20 protein-coding genes are annotated in these 21,194 nt (G+C 71.5%); 8 read left to right on the top strand and 12 right to left on the bottom strand.

Translation table 11 applies throughout. The annotated features are described in order from the left end of the window. Positions 1-8: 8 nt before the first annotated feature. Complete coding sequence (locus tag DK412_RS20410) at positions 9-758, bottom strand: YdcF family protein (RefSeq protein ID WP_109973442.1); 750 nt, start codon at positions 756-758, stop codon at positions 9-11. 175 nt (positions 759-933) lie between these two features. Continuing rightward, on the bottom strand, positions 934-4,347 hold the full coding sequence (locus DK412_RS20405) for an SNF2-related protein (protein ID WP_109973441.1): 3,414 nt from the start codon (positions 4,345-4,347) through the stop codon (positions 934-936). A 175-nt stretch (positions 4,348-4,522) separates the two neighbouring features. Between DK412_RS20405 and DK412_RS20400 the strand changes: the two genes are divergently transcribed. Both DK412_RS20400 and DK412_RS20395 read left to right on the top strand, forming a co-directional pair. Beyond that, positions 4,523-5,944: a phospholipase D-like domain-containing protein gene (locus tag DK412_RS20400; protein ID WP_109973440.1), complete on the top strand. Its 1,422-nt coding sequence runs from the start codon at positions 4,523-4,525 to the stop codon at positions 5,942-5,944. 72 nt (positions 5,945-6,016) lie between these two features. After that, positions 6,017-6,544: a GNAT family N-acetyltransferase gene (locus DK412_RS20395; protein WP_109973439.1), complete on the top strand. Its 528-nt coding sequence runs from the start codon at positions 6,017-6,019 to the stop codon at positions 6,542-6,544. Positions 6,545-6,554: 10 nt separating this feature from the next. Here the strand turns inward: DK412_RS20395 and DK412_RS30295 are convergent, their stop codons facing one another. The 3 genes from DK412_RS30295 to DK412_RS20385 are packed head-to-tail and all read right to left on the bottom strand — an operon-like array spanning position 6,555 to position 8,591. Beyond that, the gene (locus DK412_RS30295) at positions 6,555-6,791 is read right to left on the bottom strand and encodes a hypothetical protein (RefSeq protein WP_204165409.1); all 237 of its coding nucleotides are present in this window, start codon (positions 6,789-6,791) and stop codon (positions 6,555-6,557) included. Between the two features lie 43 nt (positions 6,792-6,834). Next, on the bottom strand, positions 6,835-7,833 hold the full coding sequence (locus DK412_RS20390) for a YbhN family protein (protein ID WP_109973438.1): 999 nt from the start codon (positions 7,831-7,833) through the stop codon (positions 6,835-6,837). Beyond that, complete coding sequence (locus DK412_RS20385) at positions 7,830-8,591, bottom strand: endonuclease/exonuclease/phosphatase family protein (RefSeq protein ID WP_109973437.1); 762 nt, start codon at positions 8,589-8,591, stop codon at positions 7,830-7,832. The genes DK412_RS20390 and DK412_RS20385 overlap by 4 nt, the downstream gene beginning before the upstream one ends. 195 nt (positions 8,592-8,786) lie before the next feature. Here DK412_RS20385 and DK412_RS20380 point away from each other — a divergent pair, with 195 nt between their 5' ends. Beyond that, positions 8,787-9,884: a glycosyltransferase gene (locus DK412_RS20380; RefSeq protein WP_109973436.1), complete on the top strand. Its 1,098-nt coding sequence runs from the start codon at positions 8,787-8,789 to the stop codon at positions 9,882-9,884. A gap of 6 nt (positions 9,885-9,890) precedes the next feature. Further along, positions 9,891-10,673, top strand: a complete 783-nt coding sequence (locus DK412_RS20375; RefSeq protein WP_109973435.1) for a sugar phosphate nucleotidyltransferase — start codon at positions 9,891-9,893, stop codon at positions 10,671-10,673. 277 nt (positions 10,674-10,950) lie between these two features. Here DK412_RS20375 and DK412_RS20370 read toward each other — a convergent pair whose 3' ends face one another. Beyond that, the gene (locus tag DK412_RS20370; RefSeq protein ID WP_109973434.1) at positions 10,951-11,745 is read right to left on the bottom strand and encodes an SDR family oxidoreductase; all 795 of its coding nucleotides are present in this window, start codon (positions 11,743-11,745) and stop codon (positions 10,951-10,953) included. A 106-nt stretch (positions 11,746-11,851) separates the two neighbouring features. Between DK412_RS20370 and DK412_RS20365 the strand changes: the two genes are divergently transcribed. Both DK412_RS20365 and DK412_RS30290 read left to right on the top strand, forming a co-directional pair. Continuing rightward, entirely contained in the window at positions 11,852-12,748 is an 897-nt protein-coding gene (locus tag DK412_RS20365) for a LysR family transcriptional regulator (RefSeq protein WP_109973433.1), read from the top strand. A 164-nt stretch (positions 12,749-12,912) separates the two neighbouring features. Continuing rightward, positions 12,913-13,089: a hypothetical protein gene (locus DK412_RS30290; RefSeq protein ID WP_162596259.1), complete on the top strand. Its 177-nt coding sequence runs from the start codon at positions 12,913-12,915 to the stop codon at positions 13,087-13,089. Here the strand turns inward: DK412_RS30290 and gcvA are convergent. After that, a complete protein-coding gene (gene gcvA / locus DK412_RS20360; protein WP_109973432.1) occupies positions 13,058-14,014 on the bottom strand; it encodes a transcriptional regulator GcvA in 957 nt (318 codons plus the stop codon). The two genes, DK412_RS30290 and gcvA, sit on opposite strands and share 32 nt — an antisense overlap. Positions 14,015-14,144: 130 nt before the next feature. On the opposite strand from gcvA, the gene DK412_RS20355 reads away from it, so the two are divergent. Both DK412_RS20355 and DK412_RS20350 read left to right on the top strand, forming a co-directional pair. After that, positions 14,145-14,375 carry a DUF1127 domain-containing protein gene (locus tag DK412_RS20355; protein WP_109973431.1) on the top strand — a complete coding sequence of 77 codons (231 nt, stop codon included), beginning with the start codon at positions 14,145-14,147 and terminating at the stop codon, positions 14,373-14,375. A gap of 116 nt (positions 14,376-14,491) precedes the next feature. Further along, positions 14,492-15,457 (top strand): DMT family transporter, encoded by a 966-nt coding sequence (locus DK412_RS20350; RefSeq protein WP_245447135.1) that lies wholly within the window; start codon positions 14,492-14,494, stop codon positions 15,455-15,457. A 21-nt stretch (positions 15,458-15,478) separates the two neighbouring features. On the opposite strand, the gene DK412_RS20345 is transcribed toward DK412_RS20350, so the two are convergent. The 5 genes from DK412_RS20345 to DK412_RS20325 form a co-directional block, all read right to left on the bottom strand. After that, positions 15,479-16,372 carry an AraC family transcriptional regulator gene (locus DK412_RS20345; RefSeq protein ID WP_109973430.1) on the bottom strand — a complete coding sequence of 298 codons (894 nt, stop codon included), beginning with the start codon at positions 16,370-16,372 and terminating at the stop codon, positions 15,479-15,481. A 166-nt stretch (positions 16,373-16,538) separates the two neighbouring features. Further along, positions 16,539-17,375 carry an ABC transporter ATP-binding protein gene (locus DK412_RS20340; protein WP_109973429.1) on the bottom strand — a complete coding sequence of 279 codons (837 nt, stop codon included), beginning with the start codon at positions 17,373-17,375 and terminating at the stop codon, positions 16,539-16,541. 239 nt (positions 17,376-17,614) lie between these two features. After that, the gene (locus DK412_RS20335; RefSeq protein ID WP_109973428.1) at positions 17,615-18,886 is read right to left on the bottom strand and encodes an ABC transporter substrate-binding protein; all 1,272 of its coding nucleotides are present in this window, start codon (positions 18,884-18,886) and stop codon (positions 17,615-17,617) included. Positions 18,887-19,225: 339 nt separating this feature from the next. Continuing rightward, positions 19,226-20,299 carry a branched-chain amino acid ABC transporter permease gene (locus DK412_RS20330; RefSeq protein ID WP_109973427.1) on the bottom strand — a complete coding sequence of 358 codons (1,074 nt, stop codon included), beginning with the start codon at positions 20,297-20,299 and terminating at the stop codon, positions 19,226-19,228. Further along, positions 20,299-21,192, bottom strand: coding sequence for a branched-chain amino acid ABC transporter permease (locus DK412_RS20325; RefSeq protein ID WP_099951620.1), 894 nt, complete (start codon positions 21,190-21,192; stop codon positions 20,299-20,301). Before DK412_RS20325 ends, DK412_RS20330 begins: the two co-directional genes overlap by 1 nt. Positions 21,193-21,194: the final 2 nt, after the last annotated feature.

Genomic DNA, 21,194 nt, shown 5'->3' with positions numbered 1-21,194 from the left:
CCGGAGGTTCACCGCACCAGCGGCTCGGCCACCATCTTCACCGGGTGGCCGCGGCTGACCAGCACCGCCGCGCTCGAATGCTCGGGGTCGGTCTCGAACCGGGTGCGGACCCAGGCGACCAGGAACTTGGCGTATTCCGAGGCGAGCAGCCGCGCCGAGGCCGGGTGGCGCCACCACTGGTCGGGATCGACCCCCTCGGGGACGACCGGGTGCGGCACCACCTGGTGGCCCTCGGCCAGCGCGTGGTCGAGCTCCACCAGGGTGCGCGGCATGTGGTAGTTCGAGGTCACCACCGCGACACTCCGAAAACCGTTCTCGCGCATCCAGCGCCGGATCTCGATGGCGTTGCCGATGGTGTTGCGGGCTCGGTAGTCGAGGTCGACGCAGCAGTCGATCAGGTGCTGCTGGCCCGGGTTGAGCCGGGCGATCTCGTCGCGGCTGGTGCGCTCGTTGACGCCGGTGATGAGGAGCCGCCGGCCGTAGCCGCCGGCGAGCAGGTCCATCGCGTCCTCGATGCGTTGCGCCCCGCCGGTGAGCGCCACGATGCCGTCGGAGGGGCCGAGCGGTATCCGCTCGGAGCGGGCGAGGCCGGCCACGAAGGCGAGGAAGCCGAGGGCGAGGGCGAGGCCCCCGGCGAGCCCTAAGCCGGCGAGGCCGAGGGCGAGGCGTCGGCGCAGGCTCCACCGGGGCCGGGGCGGTCCCTCGGATCCGCCGCCCGACCAGGACCATCCCACCACGTCGCCGGTTCGCGTCGTCATTCCGCGCTGCATCCGCGAGGTCATCTCACCCGTGCCGAGCATAGTGCCGATTGCGGCGGCCGAGAGGCAACCGTCACCGGGGCCGATTCGTTCACTCGGGCCGCCCCTGTGAAGAGCGGGCAAGGAGCGAGGCTAGCCGCCCTGGCTGGCGTCAGGCTGGCCCCGGGGAAGGATCTCACTCCTCCAGCAACGCGTCGAGATCCGCCGGGGTGAGCGCGCTGGTCGGTGCGCCCTCATGGTCGAAGAGGGAGTCGGCGAGGGCGCTCTTGCGCGCCTTCAGGTCCTCCATCTTCTCCTCGATGCTGCGCGCCGCGACGAGCTTGTGGACGAAGACCGGCTTGTCCTGGCCGATGCGGTGGGCGCGGTCGACCGCCTGCGCCTCCACCGCCGGGTTCCACCACGGATCGTAGAGGATCACCGTGTCGGCGGAGACGAGGTTGAGCCCGGTGCCGCCGGCCTTGAGGCTGATCAGGAAGACCGGGACCTCGCCGGACTCGAAGCGCCGCACCGCTCCCTCCCGGTCGCGGGTGCGGCCGGTCAATTCCGCGTAGGCGATGCCGCTTTGCGCGAGCCGCGGCTTGATCAGGGCGAGCATCGCGGTGAACTGGGAGAAGACCAGCACCCGGCGCCCCTCGGCGAGCAGCGCGTCGAGCAGTTCCTCCAGCCGCTCGAGCTTGGCCGAGCCGGCGTCCTTGGCTCGATCGAGCTTCAGGAGGCGCGGGTCGCAGCAGGCCTGGCGCAGCTTGAGCAGGGCGTCGAGGATGACGATCCGGCTGCGCTCCCAGCCCTTGGCGGCGATCGCCTCCCGCACCCGGGCGTGCATGGCGAGCCGGATCGACTCGTAGAGGGCGCGCTGGGCCTCGCCCATCTCGACCTCCTCGGCGATCTCGGTCTTCGGCGGCAGGTCGCGCGCCACCTCCTCCTTGGTCCGGCGCAGCAGGAACGGCTTGATCCGGCGGGCCAGCAGCCGGCCGCGCTCGGCATCGCCGTGCTTCTCGATCGGCGTGCGCCAGGTCCGGGCGAAGGCCTTGCGCTCGCCGAGCAGGCCCGGGCAGGCGAAGGAGAACAGCGACCACAGCTCGGCGAGGTTATTTTCCAGCGGCGTGCCCGAGAGGCAGAACCGGTGCCGGGCCGACAGGCCGTGGATGAGCTGGGTCGTCGTCGCGTCCGGGTTCTTGATCGTCTGCGCCTCGTCGAGGATCAGGAGGTGCCAGTCCTGGGCGGAGAGCACCGCGTGGTCGCGGGCGACGAGGGGATAGGTGGTGAGCACGAGGTCGTGGCCGTCGATCGCGTCGAAATGCTCGCGCCGGCCGAGGCCGTGCAGGACGAGGACCCGCAGATCCGGGGCGAAGCGCTCCGCCTCCCGGCGCCAGTTCGCCATCAGGCTCGTCGGGGCGATCACCAGGGCCGGGCGGTCGAGGCGCCCTTGCGCCTTCTCGCGGGCGACCAACGCCAGGGCCTGCACGGTCTTGCCGAGGCCCATGTCGTCGGCGAGAATCCCGCCGAGGCCGGCCTCGCGCAGGAAGGCGAGCCAGGACAGGCCGGCCGCCTGATAGGGCCGCAAGGTCGCCCGGAAGGTCTCCGGCGGGGTCACCTGCGGGATGCCGCCCTCGGCGAGCAGCATCCGGCCCATGGCGCGCAAGGCCTCGCCGCCGCGCCAGGCCAGCATCGCCGCCGCGCTCACCCGCTCCAGGGCCGCCAGGGTGGCGGCGTCGACGAGGCCGAGCCTGAGGCGCCCGCCCTCGCCGGCGCCGGCGCCGAGGCTGAGCTCGCGCAAGGCGAGCAGGATCGGCTTCAGGCGCGCGCCCGGCAGCGCCAGCATCCGCCCGTCGCCCAGCGGCACCATCACCGGCTCGGCCGAACTCTCGTCGATCGACTCGATCGTGAAGTCGGGCCGCGCCAGGAGCGCCGCGACCGGCTCGGCGAGGGGGATGCGCTCGCCCTCGAACTCGACCCCGAGGTCGAGCTCCAGCCAGTCGATCCCCGTGCTCTCGTGGATCTCGAACTCGACCGCCGCATCCGGGTACAGCACCCGGCCGCGGAAGCTCGGATCGGTCACGATCTCGAAGCTCGTGGCCTTCAGGGCCGGCAGGGCCTCCGCCTGGATCGCCGTCCAGGCCTCCTCGCCGCCATCGGGCACGAAGTCCCGGGCGTGGCGCGGGTTCAGGTTCGGGCGCTTCTCCTGGACCGGCGACAGGCCGTGGCCGAGGAGCCGCGCCACCGCCCGCCGCTCGGCCGGAGCGTCGCGCTCGACGACGTAGAGCCGGCCGCCGACGAGCCGCGTCGGCCGCGCCCGCAGGTCGCCGAACGGCACCGTCACCGGCCCGTAGCGGAACGAGAGGGCGGCGAGGCGCAGGGCCTCCGGCGGCGGCGGCTTGCCGTAGTAGTAGGCCGGCGGCGGGATCTCGATCTGGGTCAGGCGCAGCACCGGCACCGGGGCCTTGTCGACGATCGTCTCCCGCGGCGGCTCCGGCAGGCGTACGCTCAGGCCGGGCACCCGCTCCGCCAGGGCGGCGTTGAGGGCGTGCGCCGAGGCCGCCGGCAGGGGAGGGGCGTCGACCAGGGCCGCGGCGATGTGGGCCGGCAGGCCGAGCGCGATCGGCCCGACGAGGCCGGCCCCGGGATCGAGATAGACCGGCGGGTAGGCCGCGAGCGCCAGGACCTCGCCGTCTTCATTGCCGTCTTCTTGTCGTTGACCGTCTTCTTGGCCGTCGAGGCGCGGCTGCGGCGCCAGGGTTTCCTCGTCCTCCACCCAGGCGAGGTGGCCGGGCCGGGGCGGTCCGGCCGTGAGCGCCGGCCCCAGCACGGTCCCGTACCGGGCCCGGCCGGTCGCCAGAACCTGCTCCAGGATCTCGGCGCCGGCCTGGTCGAGCAGGGGATAGGCCGGCGGACCGTCGCCGTCGGCCTCGCGCATTCGCCCGTGCAGGGCCTTGAGGATGCGCAGGTCGGAGGGGCGCAGGTACTGGGCCGGGTTCGGCGTATAGGCGACGCTCGCCGGGTCGACCGGGCGGGGCTTGGCCGACATCTCCCCGCTCTTCAGGAGACGGGCCTGCATCGGCGCGACGCCGAGCCGGGGCGCGGTGCCGCCGCGGCCGGGGAGCGCCAGAAGGACGTAGATCAGCCGCCGGTCGATCTCGGGCGGGTAATCCTCGCCGCCGGTCCGCCGGACGAGGTCGAGCCGGGCGATCCAGCTCTGCAGGTCGGGCGTCAGGGCGTCGGACGAGTCCTGGAGATGGAGCAGGCGGGCGGCCCGCTCCTCGGGGGTCGGCGGCGGCGGCGGTGGCCGCGAGGCGCTGGCGCCGCGCAAAGCCCCGAGCAGCACCGCCACGACGTGGCGGCAATTGTAGCGCTCCTGGCAGGAGCAATGCCCGCTGATGGCGGCGCCATCGGCATCCTTGCCCACGACGATCGAGACGTTGAGCACCATCCGCCCGGTGCGGCTCTCGACGTCGCCCTCGATGTAGCTGTCCCCGTCGACCTCGATGTCGAAGGCCTGGCCCCGCGCGAAGTCGCGCTCGCCCTCGCGGAAGGAAAGGGGGCCGCAGTTGCGAAGGATGTCGCGTTCGGTGAATGAGAGGGTCCTGCGCATCGAAACGGGATCCGCCTCCGACCTGCCGGGGCCAAGGTAGGGAACCGGTCCGGCGTTGGAAACCGCAACGGCAGCCGGCCGGGCGAATCGCCTGTGCGTCTCCCGTCGGACCGGAACGGACGGCCCCGGCTGCCGTTCCGGACCTTGACAGGAATGCAGGAGTGACGAGCACCCCATGACCATCGATCCTGCGCGCGACGCGACCGAGACCCTCCTTCAGCCCGGCCGCACCTGCTGGTGCGTGGCGCGGGCCGAGCGGGTCGCGGTGATGATCGACTCCGCCGAGTACTTCGCCCGGCTGGAGGACGCGCTGCGCCAGGCTCGGCATTCGATCCTGATCGTCGGGTGGGACTTCGACGGGCGCATCCGCCTGCGCCACGATGCGAGCCCGGAGGAGTCGCCGCCCCTCGGGCCGCTCCTGCGCGATCTCGCCGCGCGCCGGCCCGGGCTCCAGGTGCGGGTGCTGGTCTGGAGCGTCGCGACCCTGCACGGGCCGGGCGCGGCGCTGCCGCTCCTGTTCGGGGCCGAGTGGGAGGCGCATCCACACGTCACCCTGCGCCTCGACACGCATCACCCGCTCTACGCCGCCCATCACCAGAAGCTCGTCTGCATCGACGACCGGATCGCCTTCTGCGGCGGCATCGACCTCACGGTCGGGCGCTGGGACACCACCGCCCACACGGCCGGCGATCCGTTGCGCACCAATCCCGACGGCGAGCTCTACCCGCCGGTGCACGACCTGCAGATGGCGGTGGACGGCGAGGCCGCCGCCCGGCTCGGCGACGTCGCCCGCGAGCGCTGGCGCGCCGCCACCGGCGAGGTGCTGGCGCCGGTGACGGGGGCCGGCCCGCTCTGGCCGCAGGGCCTGGATCCGCTCTTCACCGAGATCCCGGTCGGCATCGCCCGCACCATGCCGCTCCAGGGCGACGAGCCCTCGGTCGAGGAGGCGGCGGCGCTCACCGCCGCGTCCCTGGCCTCCGCCAAGGAGACGATCTACCTCGAGGCGCAGTACCTCACCGCAAACTTCGTCGCCGATGCGCTCGCCGCCCATCTGGCAGTCGAGGACGGGCCCGAGATCGTGGTGGTGCTGACGCGCCGCTCGCACAACTTCACCGAGCGCGTCGCCATGGGGACCCCACGCGACCGGGTGCTGCGCCGCCTGCGCGCCATCGACCGCTTCGGGCGCCTGTTCGTCGCCTATCCGGTGGTGCCGGGGCCCGAGGGCGATTGCGAGATCGAGATCCACGCCAAGCTCGTCCTGATCGACGACCGCTTCCTGCGCATCGGCTCCTCGAACCTCAACAACCGCTCGGTCGCCCTCGACACCGAGTGCGACCTCGCGGTCGAGGCCCGGAACGCCGAGGAGCGCGCCGCGCTCCGGGCCTTGCGCGACCGCCTCGTGGCCGAGCATCTCGGCGTGGCGCCCGACGTGATGGCCGCGGCGATCACTGAGGGGGGCCTGATCGCGGCGATCCGGGCCCATATGGGCGGGCCGCGCTCCTTGCGCGTCTGCGAGGTGCCGGAGGAGGAGGGCCTGCTCGATCCTCTGGTCAGCTCCGAGCTGCTCGACCCGGAGCGGCCGTTCGGGACGGCGTAGGGGCTCTCAATGGTGCCCTTGCGTCATTGCAGGACGTCGCAGTAACCGGGATGCATCATCCCGGAGGTCTGCGTGGAACTGTCCGATCTCGTGCGGCTGACAGAACGCCATGAGCTGAGCGCCTTCGACGCCGGAACGGCCGATCTCGACGGTCAGAGTGCCTGGCTACGCGAGCACGGCCTCGCGAACGACCGGCGCGGCCTCACGCGCGTCTTCGTCGCCACCTATGCCGGCACGATGCGGGCCGCTGCCTTCTTCGGATTGGCACCGGGCATCGTCGCGCGGGACTCGCTGCCACGACGCCTTCGGCCACACGGCACGCCGCTCGTCATCCCGGGCATCCTCATCGCGCGTCTGGCGGTGGACCGGACGCTCCAGGGCCAGGGTATCGGTCGTGACCTGACGCTCGCCGCCATCGGTCGGGCGCTGCGTGCGCAGGAGCACGTGGGCGGAGCGCTCGTCATCGTGGATGCTGCGGGCGAGAAGGCACAGCGGCTCTACGCCCATCATCGCTTCACGCCCGTCACAAATATCACCAGCGGGACGACCCGGATGGTGCTGCCGATGTCCATGGCCGATGAACTGATGCGGCTGCCCTGAGCCGCTCGCCTCACACCCAGCGACGGTTTGCGACTTCGCGTCGAAGCTCGTCCGACACGGTCGGCGGATCGTCGAGCAAGGCGAGGAGTGCGTCGAATTGCTCGGCCGACACGATGGTCAGCCCCGGATCGTCGCCGGCTCGGAGCATCTCCTCACGCGGAATGCGACGCTCGACCGCGTCCCCAGGCAGGGGCGGCTTTCGCGTGTGCCGGTGGATTGGAGCGCGCGTTTTCATCAGAATCTCCACCCCCCTCGTATAGCGCATTCCCCCGACCACCGCCACGCGCGGATCACGACGGACGCGCCGGGGCGGCCTCCCGCGACGCCCCGCCCGCGTCGCGCCACCGGAACACCGCCTCGGTCGCCGCGAAGGCGAGGAGGCCGAGCGCCAGGGGGCCGAGGAAGTACAGGCACCGGAAGGCGATCAGCGGGCCGATCACGTCGGTCTTCGGCAGGAGATGGACGACCACGCTCTCGATCACCCCGACGCCGCCGGGCACGTGGGTGATCAGCACCGCCGCGTTGGCGATGACGAAGACCGAGGCGACGGCGAGGTAGCCGACGTCGGAGACCGCCGACAGCACCTGGTGCAGGCAGGCCGAGACCAGGGCGAAGTTGACCGCGCCCAGGCCCACCTGCGCCGCCGCGAGCGGCAGCGGCGGCATCTCGATCGACCAGCGCCGGAAGGTCAGGGGCTTCCGCCACCAGGCGGCGAGGCCGAGATAGACCGCGACGCCGCCCGCGCAGGCGAGGCCCGCCGCCAGCACCGCGCCCTTGCCCAAACCCGTCACCTCCCGGGCGAGGTCGGGATGGACCAGCACCGCGACGGCGCCGAGCGCCATCAGGCCGACCGCGACGGTGACGCCGCAGAACAGGACCGCCTTGGCGACGTCCGCGGTCCCGAGGCCCCAGCGGGTGTAGAAGCGGTAGCGGATCGCTCCGCTGCTCAAGCCGGCAAAGCCGATGCTGTGGCCGAGCGACAGGCTGATGAAGGCCGCGAGCGCCACCCGCGGATAGGGCAGGGGCCTGCCAGCGGCGCGGAGCGCCAGCCAGTCGATGCCGGTGAGGCAGAGATAGCTCGCGGCGGCAAAGCCCCCGGCGGCGGCGAGCCGGCCGGCGGGGAGCGCCCGCACCGATTCGACCAGCTGGCTCAGGCTGTAGCCGGCGAGCGTCCGGTAGAGCAGGTAGCCGCCGAGCGCGACGCTCAGCACGGTGAGGAGGATGGTCCAGAACCGGCGGCGCGCGGAGGTCTCTTCCTTGTCTTTGGTTCGTCCTTGAGCCTGCGTCACGCGGGTTCCTCTCGGGGTACGGGGATGCGGGGAGCGGAGACCGGCGCGAGGTCGAGGTCGGCGACGAGCGGCAGGTGGTCGGAGGCGATCCGGGCGAGCCTGCCGCCGACCGTGCGCACCCCCCGCACTGCGATGCCGCGGCTGACGAAGACGTGGTCGATGCGCAGGAGCGGCAGGCGGGCCGGGAAGGTCGGCCGCAGCCAGGCCCCTGCGCCCTGCGCGTCCGGCAGCCGGGCCGCGAGGCGGCGATGCACGTGCGAGCCCGGCAGGGCGTTGAAGTCGCCAAGCAGCACCACCGGGTCGCGGCAGGCCGGATCGCCGAGGAAGGCCGGCCCGAGCAGCGCCTCGGCCTGTGCCCGCCGCTCGCCCCGGCCGAGGCCGAGATGCGTCGTGACGACCTGCACCTCGGTGTCGCCGGCGGTGATGGCGGCCCAGAGCGCACCGCGGGGCTCGCAACCCTCCCGCTCCGGCAGGCCCGCCGCCCGCACCAGCCGCGAGGGCAGGGCGGTCAGGATCGCGTCGCCGTAAAACTCCTCCATCACCTGCATCGCCGGGTGGAAGTGGGAGCGCATGCCGAGATGGGCGGCGATCGCTTGCGCCTGGTCGATCCCGCCGCTGCGGGCGCGGCCGACATCGAGCTCCTGGAGCGCCACCACGTCCGCCCGGCAGGCGGCGATCACCGCGGCGATGCGCTCCGGATCGAGACGGCCGTCGGCGCCGAGGCAGCGGCGCACGTTGTAGGTGAGGACGCGGAGCAACCGGGCGGGGCCTTCGAGAGCGCGGGTGGTCTCCCTCAACGGCCGAGCCTGGCGGTGGTTCGGGCCCGCCCGCCACGCTTGCCGGAAAAGCGCAATGTTCGGTCCTGAACGGATCAAGCCGGCATGCGTTCACTCCCGGCGCCGCGAGGATGCGACGCGGAAACGCACGCGATGCGAGACAAGGGAGGAGACCGGATGAGGCTCGTGGTCTTCGGCCTGACGATCAGCTCGTCCTGGGGCAACGGCCACGCGACCCTGTGGCGGGGCCTGGTCCGGGCGCTCGCCCGCCGCGGCCACAGCGTGGTGTTCTACGAGCGCGACCTGCCCTTCTACGCCCCCCACCGCGACCTGACCGAGATCCCGAACGGGCGCCTGGTGCTGTTCTCCGACTGGGCGGAGATCCGGGGACAGGCCGCCCGCGACGTGATGGAGGCCGACGTCGCGATGGTGACCTCCTACTGCCCCGACGCGCACGCGGCCACCGACCTCGTCCTGGGATCTTCGGGCTTGCGGGTGTTCTACGACCTCGACACCCCCGTCACCCTCGATTCCTTGCGCCGCGGCGAGGCGGTGGATTACGTCGGGCCGCGAGGATATTCCGGCTTCGACCTCGTGCTCAGCTATACCGGCGGCCCGGCGCTCGACGCGCTCCGGGACGATCTCGGTGCGCGCCGCACGGCGGCGCTCTACGGCCATGTCGACCCGGAGGTGCACCGGCCGGCGGCAGCCCGAGCGCAGTATGCCGCCGACCTCTCCTATCTCGGCACCTACGCGGCCGACCGGCAGGCCAAGGTGCTGTCCTGCCTCGTCGAGCCGGCGCGGCAACGGCCGGACCGGCGCTTCCTGATCGGCGGGGCGCAGTACCCGCAGGATTTTCCCTGGACCGACAACATCTTCTTCGTGCGCCATCTGGCCCCGCAGGAGCATCCTTCCTTCTACGCCTCCTCGCGCCTGACCCTCAACGTCACGCGGGCGGCGATGGCCGCCATGGGCTGGTGCCCGTCGGGCCGGCTGTTCGAGGCGACGGCCTGCGGCGCCGCTTTGCTGAGCGACGCCTTCGACGGGCTCGACGCCTTCTACCGGCCCGGCGAGGAGATCCTGCTCGCCGAGACGCCCGACGCCGTGCTCGCCGCCCTCGATCGGAGCGACGCGGAGTTGCGCCGCATCGCGCAAGCCGGGCGCGCCCGCACCCTCGACCACCACACCGCCGCGCACCGGGCGGCGGAGCTGGAGGCCATCCTCGACGCGGCCCGACACCCCGTCGCCCGGAATCCTATCACGATGGAGGCGTGACACCGCATGTGGGGCATCGTTCCGGCCGCGGGCCGCGGCAGCCGCATCCAGCCGCTCGCCTTCTCCAAGGAATTGCTGCCGGTCGGCAGCCGCCTGCGCGACGGGGCCGAGCGGCCTTGCGCGGTGAGCGAGTACGTCGTCGAGCGGATGATCCGCGGCGGCGCGGACAAGATCTGCTTCGTGATCGCCCCGGGCAAGTCCGACATCGTCGAGTATTACGGCTCCGGCTACGGGCCGGCGCCGATCGCCTACGTGGTGCAGCCGCGCCCCGCGGGCCTGTGCGACGCGCTGTTTCGCGCCCTGCCGCTGATCGCCCCCGACGAGCCGGTGCTGGTCGGCCTGCCCGACACGGTGTGGTTCCCGGATGACGGGCTGGCGCGCCTGCCGGCCGACGGGCTGTCCTTCCTGCTCTTCCCGGTCGAGCGGCCGGAGCTGTTCGACGCCGTGGTGCTCGACGGCGACGCGGTGCGGGAGATCCAGGTGAAGCGGCAGGACGCCGCCTCGTCCTGGGTCTGGGGGGCGTTCAAGCTCACCGGCCGCATCCTCGCCGAGCTGCACGGCCTCTGGCAGGCGCGGCAGTGCCGCGACGAGTATATCGGCACCCTCGTCAATGCCTGGCTCGACGCAGGCGGCCGGGCGACGGGTGTCTGCGCCGGCACCGCCTACGTCGATACCGGCACGCTCAACGGCTACCGCGCCGCGATGGCGCTCCTCGGGCCGGCGGAGCCCGGGGAAGAGGGGTCGTCCCTCGGCCGACCTGGGGTACCGGGCGTCGGGGCGGTGCCATGAAACATCGCCCGATGTGCCCCCGCCCCCTCTCCCGGACGACTGGAGCGGTAGCGGAAGGAGATCCGGGATCCAGGAGAGAAGTGCCGCGAAGCGGCTCTCTCTGCTGCGGCGTTGCTGACAGACGGACGCTTCGCGAAGTTTGATTGCTGGATCCCGGATCTCCTTCCGCTGATGCGTCAGTCGTCCGGGAAAGGGAAGAGCTTGTAAAAGCCTGTCCAGTACGCCCCGGCCGACGTCATGTCCCGTGTCGCAGCTCGATAGGATGGTGCTCTTCGCATCACGCGATGGTCGGCACGATCCCGCCCTCGACCCGCAGGCTCGCCCCGTTGGTCGCCGCCGCGAGCGGGCTCGCGAGATAGGCCACGAGGCCGGCGATCTCCTCGGGATCGATCATCCGGGCCAGCAGCGAGAGCGGGCGGTGGACCCGGAAGAACTCCGCCTCCAGCTCGTCCGCCGGCGCATTCGGGTCGGAGGCGACGCTCTTCAAAAAGTCCACGATGCCCTCCGAGCGGGTCGGGCCGGGCATCACCGCGTTCACCGTCACGCCGGTGCCGCGGGTGCGCTGCGCCAGGCCCCGGGCGATGGTGAGCTGGGCGGTCTTCGACACCGCGTAGTGCAGCATGTCGGGCGGCGGCACGAGGCCGGACTCGCTCGACACGAACACGATCCGCCCGGACTTCCGCGCCAGCATGCCGGGGAAATAGGCCTGGGCCAGCCGCGCCCCCGAGACCACGTTGACCTCGAACAGGCGGTGCCAGTCGGAATCGGTGATCTCCTCGAACGCCTTCGATTCGTAGATGCCGAGGTTGTTGACCAGGATGTCGACTTCCGGAACCGCCGCGACCAGGGCCGCCGCACCGTCGGCCGTCGCCGGATCGGCCAGCACCGTGCGGGGCGCCCGCGCACCGGGCTCGGCGGCGATCTCTTTCGCCGCCGCGTCGAGCTTCGCTCGGGAGCGCCCGGGCAGCACCAAAGCGGCGCCCTCCGCCGCCAGGCGGCGGGCGATGGCGAGGCCGATGCCCGCGGTGGCGCCGGTGACGAGGGCGGTCTTGCCGTCGATCTTGAGGTCCATGGTCGGTCTCCGTCTCTGGAGGCCCCGAGATGACGACGGCGGCGATTGATGACCAGCGCGCGCGGCGGCACGATGATCGTGCATCGGACGCAACAATGGACGGCCCATGGACAACCGGCTCGGCGAGATGGAGGCCTTCGTGCAGGTGGCGCGCCGCGGCAGCTTCGCCTCCGCCGCCAAGGCCCTGCGCTGCACGCCCTCGGCGGTGAGCCGAGCGGTGGCACGCCTCGAGGCACGCCTCGGCGTCGGGCTGATCCGGCGCACCACGCGGGCGATGACCCTGACGCCGGAGGGCGAATCGTACCTCGCCCGGGCGGGCGAGCTGATCGCCGAGTTCGACGCGATCGAGGACAGTTTCGGCCGCGACGCCGCCCAGCCGAGCGGCCTGCTCCGGGTCAACGCCTCGGTGCCGTTCGGCATGCGGGTGATCCTGCCGGTGCTGCCGCGCTTCCTCGGTCAGCAGCCGCGGATGCGGGTCGATCTCGCGCTCACCGACGACGTGGTCGACCTCGTCGAGGCGCGGGCCGACGTGGCGATCCGCATCGGGCCGCTGCGCGACACCCGCCTGCGGGCGAAGCTCCTGGGCCGCAGCCGCCTCGCGGTGGTGGCCGCACCCGCCTATCTCGACGAGCGCGGCACGCCCGCCCATCCGGACGCGCTTCCCGACCACAACTGCCTCAACTTCAGCTTCCGCCGCTCCCTCGACACCTGGCCGTTCCTGGTCGACGGGGCGGTGTCGCAGCGGCCGGTCCACGGCAACTTCTTCGGCAATTCCGGGGAGGTGGTGCGGCTGATGGCGCTCGGCGGCGCCGGCCTCGCGCGGCTCGCCCGCTTCCACGTCGACGAGGACATCGCGGCCGGCCGCCTCGTGCCGGTGCTGGAGGTGTTCAATCCGGGCGACGCGGAGGACATCCACGCCCTCTATGCGGGGCACGAGCGGCTGTCCTCGCGCATCCGCTGCTTCGTGGATTTCCTCGCGGCGCACGCGGCTTTGCGGGGGTGAGACGGCTCCCGCGAGCCGCGCGGGGGCGCCGACGACGAACGAGGGGACGCGACGCCAAGAAAGTGGAACGCTCGATCATGGAAGCCGCGGCCGGGCCCGTGCAAAGCTGTCGTCACCGGGTCGCGGACCGACCGCGCCCGATCCGGCGGAGTCCGCACCCCATCATGTCGTCCTGGTTCTCGCGTCTCGCCGCCTTCCTCCTCGGCCTGCTCCCGGGCCGGGCCTCGCCCGACCCCGGCACCTGGATCCTGCTCGGCGAGGGGCGGGGCGTCTCGTGGTGCGGGGAGGCCGAGGCGGCCGTTCCCCCGCTCACCGGTTCCACGCCTCCGCCTGCGCGGTGATCCACTCGCGGAAGCGGGCGACCTTCGGGGCGTCGGTCTCGGTCGGGGTGACGAGGAAGAAGCTGTAGGGGCTCGGCACCTCGTCGGGGAAGGGCCGCACCAGGCCGAACCCGGCTTGTCCCGAATGGAGCCGGCCGATCCCCGCGACGAGGTCGCCCCCCAGCACCCGGGTGGCGAGGCCGACCCCGCCGCCGGCGGTGGCGACCTGGAGAATCATGAAGGTGTGGGTGAAGCGCGGTCCGCGCGAGGCGTCGATGCCGGTGACGCCCGCCGCCGCGAGCCATTGCGGCCAGTCCACCGCCTCGATGTCGATCGGGTCGTCGTCGTGGAGCAGCGTGTGGCGAGCGAGGTCTTGGGGAGAGCGCAGGGGCGGCTCGCCGTCGCGAAGGCTCGGGCTGCAGACCGGGAAGACGACGTCGTGCATCAGGAGGTCCGAGCGCAGGCCCGGATAGCGCCCGCGCCCGTGCCGGATCGCCACGTCCGTGTCGTCGCGGGAAAAGTCCACCAGGCGATTGTTGGCCACCACCCGCACGTCGAGGTCCGGATGTTGCGCCCGGAAGCTGCCGATGCGCGGGATCAGCCACAGGCTGGCGAAGGAATGGGTGGTGCTCACCGTCAGCACGTGGTCCTGGCCCTGGCGGCGCAGGCGGGCGGTGGCCTCGGCGAGGTGATCGAGCACCTCGCCGGCGGCGGCGGCGAAGCGCTGGCCCGCCGGGGTCAGGGCGACGCCCCGGCTCGGCAGGCGGCGGAACAGGGGGAGGCCGAACCAGCCCTCCAGGATCTTCACCTGCTGCGCCACCGCGCCGGCGCTGACCCCGAGCTCGTCCCCGGCCTCGTGGAAGGTGGGGTGGCGCGAGGCGGCCTCGAAGGCCCGCACCGCGTTGAGCGGCGGCAGGCGGCGGCGGGGATTGCGGTCGAGGGACATGAGGCGACCCCGGTGGGACGTGACCCAGATTTCCTGCGTCGGCGGACGAGTCGATCTGGTTTGCTCGCCGAGCGCCCGAAAGGCAATCTCTCCTCATCGAGCAACCCATCCGTCCCATCCGGAGACAGCCATGACGAGCCTCGTCGCTGGCCGAGGAAACCTGCGCCTCGTTCCCACCATCCGCATCGCGCCGCCGCGCCGGCGCGCCGCCGTCACGCTGATCCAGCGGCTCGAATTGTGGGCCGACCGCCGGCGCGAGCGCCGCGCCCTGATGGCCTGCCCCGAGGGGCTCCTCAAGGATGTCGGCCTGTCGCGGAGCGACGCCCTGCGCGAGGCCGAGAAGCCGTTCTGGCGGGACTGATCCGCCGAGCATCGACCACCGGCATCGTCGTCGCCGACATTGACCGCAAGGAACGGGATGCCGCGGGGGTACCCCTGCGTCAGGGTGCGGCATCCACCCCGGAGAGCCGAGATCCGATGCAGCCCTCTGCCAACCGCCCCATCTCCAATCGTCCGATGACCCCGGCGGAATGGGGCCTGCTCCTCGGCCTCTCGGTGCTGTGGGGCGGCTCGTTCTTCTTCGTCGGCGTCGCCCTGCGGGCGCTGCCGCCGCTCACCCTGGTGAGCCTGCGCGTCGGCCTCGCCGCCGCGATCCTCGCCCTGGTGCTCCGGCTGCGCGGGATCCCGATGCCGCGGGGCGCCTCGGTCTGGCTGGCCTTCCTGGGCGCGGCCTTCCTCAACAACGCGGTGCCGTTCTGCCTCATCGCCTGGGGGCAGACCCACATCGCCTCGGGCCTCGCCGCGATCCTCAACGCCACCACGCCGCTCTTCGGCGTGCTCGTGGCGCACGTGCTGACCGACGACGAGCGCCTGACCGGCAACCGCCTCGCCGGCGTGCTGGCCGGCCTCGCGGGCGTCGCCGTGATGGTCGGCCCCTCGGTTCTCGCCGGTCTCGGAGGCGAGGCGATGGCGCAGGGCGCGGTCCTGCTCGCCGCGCTCTCCTACGCCTTCGCGGGAATCTACGGGCGGCGCTTCAAGCGCATGGGCATCCCACCGCTCTCGGCCGCCGCCGGCCAGGTCGCCGCCGCGACCTTGCTGCTCGGGCCCGCCGCCCTCGCGGTCGACCGGCCCTGGACCCTGGCCGCGCCGCCCGTCGCGGCGATCGCGGCGGTCATCGGCCTCGCGGCGCTCTCGACGGCGCTCGCCTACGTGATCTTCTTCCGCCTGCTGGCGAGCGCCGGCGCCACCAACCTGATGCTCGTCACCTTCCTGATCCCGGTCTCGGCGCTGCTGCTCGGCGCCCTGGTGCTCGGCGAGCCGGTGGTGCCGCGCCAGCTCCTCGGCATGGCGCTGATCGGGCTGGGGCTGGTGGCGATCGACGGGCGGGTGCTGCGGTGGAGGCCGGCGCGGGGATCCGCGACCTCCGCGCCGACAGAATCGTGATCCTCAAGCCCCGGTTCTCGGTCACGTCGTCACGGGCACGTGCACGGCGATGACGGTGCCCGGCCGGTCGGGGGCGAAGCGGCCGTCATAGAGCTCGAAATCCGGGCCGTCGGCGACCGTGAGGCCCGAGGCCGGGACGAGCTCGCCCCAGATCGCCGCCATCGCGCCCTTCATCTGCGGGTGCAGGGCCGTGCCGTCCAGGGTGACCCGGAACACCGCGTAAGTCGCCGCCGGGATCGTCTTCCTCTCGAATCCTGCGGGCAGGGCGCCCTGAGGCCGTACGCCGATGCCGGCCATGTAGTCGAAGCTGCCCTCCTCCTTGTCGGCGCTCCAGACGACGCCGTAGGTAGCCCAGCTCGGCACCTGTCCGTCGACGAACGGCAGGCCGCGGATCATCGTGGACCAGAGGTCGGGGATGGTCGACGCGGTCGCCTGGTCGAAGCGCCGTGTCGGGCCGGCGACGGTGAACGCGTCGCGGGTCACGAGGCCGGGCAGGCGGGCGACGGCGCGGGAGGTCTCGGGTGTCGGCATGGCGGGGTCTCCGTCCGGGGGGAGGGGCGCGAGGCCGCGGCGGAAGCGGCCGGGGGTGACCCCGAAACGGCGTCCGAAGGCGCGGGTGAAGGCTTCCTGGGATTCGAAGCCCGCCTCGAAGGCGAGGTCGACGAGCCGCAGGTCGGGCTCCGCGGCGAGGCGCCGTGCCGCCCGCACCAGCCGGCGCCCGCGCACATGGGCCATCGGCGCGAGGCCCATCCGGGCAGTGAACAGGCGCGAGAAATGATAGGGCGACAGGCCCGCGCGGTCGGCGAGGCGGGCGAGCGTCAGGCGCTCGTCGAGGTGCCGCTCGATCCAGGCGAGCGTGTCGGCGACGAGGTCGGGCGTGGGCGAGGGGGCTCGATGGGCGGGGGCGCGATCCATGCCGTCATCATGACGGAGGGAAGCAGGAGCGTCCTGACCGGTCTTGCTGCGAGGATGTCCTCGTCGCTCCACGCGGTGGCGGTGAAGCCCTGGGTGTCATTCCGGGCTCCGCTGCGCGGCCCCAAAATGACACCGGGGTTTCGGGAGCGTCGAGCGAAACAGGCGCTCAAATCCACCGCTTGCGCCGCTTGAAGCTCTTCAAGTTCCGAAAACTCTTGCGCTGGTCGCCGGCGCCGCCGAGGTAGAATTCCTTCACGTCCTCGTTGGTGCGCAGTTCCTCGACCGTGCCGTCGAGCACGACCTTGCCCTGCTCCATGATGTAGCCGCGGTCGGCGACCGAGAGGGCGGCGCGGGCGTTCTGCTCGACGAGCAGGATGGTGACGCCCAGATCCTGGTTGATCTGGCGGATGATGCCGAAGACCTCCTTCACCAGGAGCGGCGAGAGGCCCATCGAGGGCTCGTCCATCAGGATCAGGCGGGGGCGGGCCATCAGGGCGCGGCCGATCGCCAGCATCTGCTGCTCGCCGCCCGAGAGGTAGCCCGCCGCCCCCGTGCGCTCCTTGAGGCGCGGGAAGTAGGTCAGCACCCGCTCGAGATCCTGGCCGATCTCCTTGTCACGGCGCGAGAAGGCGCCGAGGCGCAGATTCTCCATCGGCGTCATGTCGGCGACGATGCGGCGGCCCTCCATCACCTGGAAGATGCCGCGGCGCACGATGCGATCGGGCTCGATGCCGTCGATGCGGGCGCCGTCGAACACGATCTCGCCGCGGGTGACCTCGCCGTCCTCCGAGCGCAGGAGGCCCGAGATCGCCTTCAGCGTCGTCGACTTGCCGGCGCCGTTGGCGCCGAGCAGCGCCGTGATCGAGCCCGCCGGCACGTCGAGGCTCAGGCCCCGCAGGACGAGGATGACGTCGTCGTAGACGACCTCGACGTTGCGCAAGGAGAGGAGGGGGGCCGGCGCGGCGTCGGGACTCGGGCGCTCCAGGGTCATGACCTGCGACATCGGACGGCTTTCGTTTCAGCGAGATGCGACGTCGAACCCTCCCCCCTCTGCGGGGGAGGGCGGCCCGCGGAGCGGGCCGGGAGAAGGGCAGCGCGACGCTGATCCAAGGGGGCGCCCTTCATCGAGCGCGCGACCTCTCCGGAAGCGGCGTCCCCTCTCCCGACCCCTGCTGACGCAGGGGCCACCCTCCCCCGCAGAGGGGGGAGGGTTCGGGGAGGGTCAGCTGTGAGGGGCGGTCCTCACCACCCCTGCCACTCGCTCTTCCGCGGCAGCGTCACGGTCTTGACCGGCTCGAGCTTGATCGTGCCGGCCTTCATCAGGTCGGGCAGCGCCCCGTCGGTCGGACCCGAGATCTTGGCGCGGTAGATGTGCACCTCCATCATCCCGCGATGGTCGGTCGGCGACCAGGTCGAGGGGACGCAGACGCCCTCCATGCCGGCCGGCACCCAGTCCTTCTTCTGGTAGAAACCCTTGCGGACGTTGGGACCGGCCAGGCCACCGTTGTCCTTGGCCCAGGCGAGCGCCTCGGTCATGTAGAGGGCGGCGCAGATGCCGGTGTAGTAGTGCACCGGGCGATACGCGGTGCCGGCGGCGTCCGACACCTTCGAGATCTCGGCCGCCATCGCCATGCCCGGCGCGGTGCTGCCGCTCACCGCCGCGGTGCGGACCGGGAAGACGACGCCGTTCGCCGCCTCGCCGGCCGCCTTGGCGGCGTTCTCGTCCATGCCCCAGACGTTGCCCATGAACTGGATGTCGGTGCCGACCGACTTGCAGGACTTGAGCAGCGAGATGTTCGAGCCGCCGGTGTTGCCGAGATAGGCGTAGTTGGCGCCGGCATTCTTGGCGGTCAGGCACTGGGCGGTGTAGTCGCCCGGCGCCAGCGCGAAGACGATCGCCGGCAGCACGTCGAAGCCGAGGTCCTTCGCCATCGCCTCGCCGGCTTCCTTGGGCGAGTTCGGGTAGGGGTGGTTGCCGCCCATATGAACGTATTTCGGCTTGCCGGTCTTGCCCTTGGCCTTCCAGTCGTCGGCCGCCCATAGCAGCATGGCGCGTAAGGAATCCGAGTAGGACGGGCCGTAGAAGAAGTTGTAGGGCGCGGCCTTGGCCTTGCCGCTGGCGCCGGTCGGATCGCTCACCTGCGCGGCGTAGGAGCCGGAGATGTAGGGCACCTCGTCCTTGGTGACGAAGGCCGAGAGCGCCTCGGTGTCGGCGGTGCCCCAGCCCTGGATCGCCGCGACCTTGTCGCGCCCGCCGGTCCACTTCTTGTAGAGCGCGACGGCGCGGGGCACCTGGTAGCCGTAATCGACCGATTCGACGTTCATCTTCTCGCCCTTGATGCCGCCCTTGCGGTTCACGTAGGCGAGGGCGTCGGCCACTCCTTGGGCGTAGGGCACGCCGACATCGGAGGTGGCGCCGCTCTGGTCGGCGAGGTGGCCGATCGGGATCTCGGCGGCCAGCGCCGGCACGGCGAGAGCGAGGGCGGCGGCCGAGGCGAGGGACAGGCGAAGCATGGGTTTGGTTTCCTCCGGTGATGGGCTGGTTCGCCAGCCTCGTCGATGGTGTCCAAAGATATACGACAGGACGTGATGGCCAGGCCGATTTTTCGTAGGCCTCGCCCTTTCCCGGACGACTGCAGCGTCAGCGGAAGGAGATCCGGGATCCAGCTGTAAAACTTCGCGAAGCGACTGCCTGTGTGCAACGTTGCAATCTGCGGAGCCGCTTCGCGGCACTTCCTCTGCTGGATCCCGGATCTCCTTCCACTTCGTTTCAGTCGTTCGGGAAAGGGGGGCTTGTCGTGAGCAGACCGCCCGATGCTGCCGCTATCCTCCTGTCGTGTCGGTCGATGGTCGTCAGTGCGAGAACGGGTACAGCTTCCAGTACGCCTTGATCTGGCGCCAGCGGTGGGCGAGCCCGTCGGGCTCGAACATCAGGAACAGCACGATCACGAGGCCGATCGCCATCTCGCGCAGGAAGGACAGGTTGTCCTTGAGCGCGAGCGCCCGGTCGAGGGAGGAGCCGCGCACGGCGTCGGTGAGCCAACCCATGGCCTCGGGCACCAGCACCATGAAGGCGGTGCCCATCAGCGTGCCCATGATCGAGCCGAGGCCCCCGATGATGATCATGCCGAGGAACTGGATCGAGAGCAGGATCCCGAAGCCCTCGACCGAGACGAATTGCAGGTAATGCGCGTAGAGCGCGCCGCCGATGCCGGCAAAGAAGGCCGAGAGGCCGAAGGACAGGGTGCGGTAGCGGGTGAGATTGATCCCCATCATCTCCGCCGAGAGATAGTGGTCGCGCACCGCCACCAGCGCCCGCCCGTCGCGGGAGCGCATCAGGTTGGTGGCGAGCACGAAGGTCAGCACCAGGTAGGCCAGCACCACGTAGAAGTAGCGGTGGTCGGTATCGAAGCTGAACCCGAAGATCGAGAAGGCCTCCGCCGCCGTGCCGGCGACGCCGCCGGTGAACCAGTTCGCCCGGGCGAAGAAGTCCTGGAGGATGTACTGCGCGGCGAGCGTCGCGATGGCGAGGTAGAGGCCCTTCAGCCGGGCCGCCGGCAGGCCGAAGATCAGCCCGATCGCGGTGGTCAGGACGCCCGCGAGCGGGATCGCGAAGAAGACCGGGATGCCGTAGTTGTTCGACAGCCAGGCCGACGCGAAGGCGCCGAAGCCGAAGAAGGCGGCGTGCCCGATCGAGATCTGCCCGGTGAAGCCGACCAGGATGTTGAGGCCCAAGGCCGCGACCGCGAAGTAGCCGATCTGGATCAGCAGGCTCAGCCAGTAGCGGTCGAGGACGAGCGGGGCGAGGCAGAGCAGCGCCAGCCCGGCCCAGACCGCGTAGCGGCTGCCGGCGGTCGGGAAGATGGTGGTGTCGGCGGCATACGTCGTGCGGTAGTCGCCGGCAGGGATCAGGCTCTGGGTCGCCATCAGACGCGCTCGATGTCGCGGGTGCCGAACAGGCCGTAGGGCTTGATCATCAGGATCACCACCAGGACGTAGAAGGGAACGATCTCGTAGAGGTTGCCCCAGTGCAGGTACTGGCCGTCGACGTATTGCGCGACGTTCTCCAGCACCCCGATCACCAGGCCGCCGATCACCGCGCCGACGACCGAGTCGAGCCCGCCGAGGATGACCGCCGGGAAGACCTTGATGCCGTAGAGCGAGAGGGCCGAGGACACGCCGTTGACGATGCCGACCACGATGCCGGCGACCGACGAGACCACCGCCGAGATCGCCCAGGCGAGGGCGAAGACGTTGCGCACCGAGATCCCCAGCGACTGCGCCACCTGCTGGTTGAAGGCGGTGGCCCGCATGGCCAGCCCGTGCTTCGAGTAGCGGAAGAACCAGGCGAAGCCCGCCATCATGGCGACCGAGATGCCGAGGCTCATCAGGTACACGGTCTGGATCTCCAGCCCGAGGAACGACACCGACTGGGTGGAGAAGATCGGCGGGAAGGGCTGGGCGAAGACGCCGAACAGCCACTTGCACAGGGCCTGGAAGAAGATCGACAGGCCGATCGTCACCATGATGACCGAGATGATGGGCTCGCCGATGAGCGGCCGCAGCACCACCACCTGGAGGGCGATGCCGAAGACCAGCATGAACGCGAAGGTGACCGCCATGCCGACCAGGAACGGCAGCTGGTAGGTGGTGAGCAGCCACCAGCACACCCAGGCGCCGATGAGCAGGAACTCGCCCTGCGCGAAGTTCACGACCTGGCTCGCCTTGTAGATCAGGACGAAGCTCATCGCGACCACGCCGTAGAGGGCGCCGACGATCAGCCCGTTGACGACGAGCTGGAGCAGCAGGTGGGTGTTCATGG

The sequence above is a fragment of the Methylobacterium sp. 17Sr1-1 genome, assembly GCF_003173775.1.
GTDB lineage: Bacteria > Pseudomonadota > Alphaproteobacteria > Rhizobiales > Beijerinckiaceae > Methylobacterium.
This window is presented reverse-complemented; position numbering and strand designations above follow the sequence as displayed.

Bases quoted from the DNA above. Each gene is read 5' to 3' on its own strand.
- DK412_RS20410 (WP_109973442.1), bottom strand. From the start codon at position 758: ATGACGACGCGAACCGGCGACGTGGTGGGATGGTCCTGGTCGGGCGGC.
- DK412_RS20405 (WP_109973441.1), bottom strand. From the start codon at position 4,347: ATGCGCAGGACCCTCTCATTCACCGAACGCGACATCCTTCGCAACTGC.
- DK412_RS20400 (WP_109973440.1), top strand. From the start codon at position 4,523: ATGACCATCGATCCTGCGCGCGACGCGACCGAGACCCTCCTTCAGCCC.
- DK412_RS20380 (WP_109973436.1), top strand. From the start codon at position 8,787: ATGAGGCTCGTGGTCTTCGGCCTGACGATCAGCTCGTCCTGGGGCAAC.
- DK412_RS20375 (WP_109973435.1), top strand. From the start codon at position 9,891: ATGTGGGGCATCGTTCCGGCCGCGGGCCGCGGCAGCCGCATCCAGCCG.
- DK412_RS20370 (WP_109973434.1), bottom strand. From the start codon at position 11,745: ATGGACCTCAAGATCGACGGCAAGACCGCCCTCGTCACCGGCGCCACC.
- DK412_RS20365 (WP_109973433.1), top strand. From the start codon at position 11,852: ATGGACAACCGGCTCGGCGAGATGGAGGCCTTCGTGCAGGTGGCGCGC.
- DK412_RS30290 (WP_162596259.1), top strand. From the start codon at position 12,913: ATGTCGTCCTGGTTCTCGCGTCTCGCCGCCTTCCTCCTCGGCCTGCTC.
- gcvA (WP_109973432.1), bottom strand. From the start codon at position 14,014: ATGTCCCTCGACCGCAATCCCCGCCGCCGCCTGCCGCCGCTCAACGCG.
- DK412_RS20355 (WP_109973431.1), top strand. From the start codon at position 14,145: ATGACGAGCCTCGTCGCTGGCCGAGGAAACCTGCGCCTCGTTCCCACC.
- DK412_RS20350 (WP_245447135.1), top strand. From the start codon at position 14,492: ATGCAGCCCTCTGCCAACCGCCCCATCTCCAATCGTCCGATGACCCCG.
- DK412_RS20345 (WP_109973430.1), bottom strand. From the start codon at position 16,372: ATGGATCGCGCCCCCGCCCATCGAGCCCCCTCGCCCACGCCCGACCTC.
- DK412_RS20340 (WP_109973429.1), bottom strand. From the start codon at position 17,375: ATGTCGCAGGTCATGACCCTGGAGCGCCCGAGTCCCGACGCCGCGCCG.
- DK412_RS20335 (WP_109973428.1), bottom strand. From the start codon at position 18,886: ATGCTTCGCCTGTCCCTCGCCTCGGCCGCCGCCCTCGCTCTCGCCGTG.
- DK412_RS20330 (WP_109973427.1), bottom strand. From the start codon at position 20,299: ATGGCGACCCAGAGCCTGATCCCTGCCGGCGACTACCGCACGACGTAT.
- DK412_RS20325 (WP_099951620.1), bottom strand. From the start codon at position 21,192: ATGAACACCCACCTGCTGCTCCAGCTCGTCGTCAACGGGCTGATCGTC.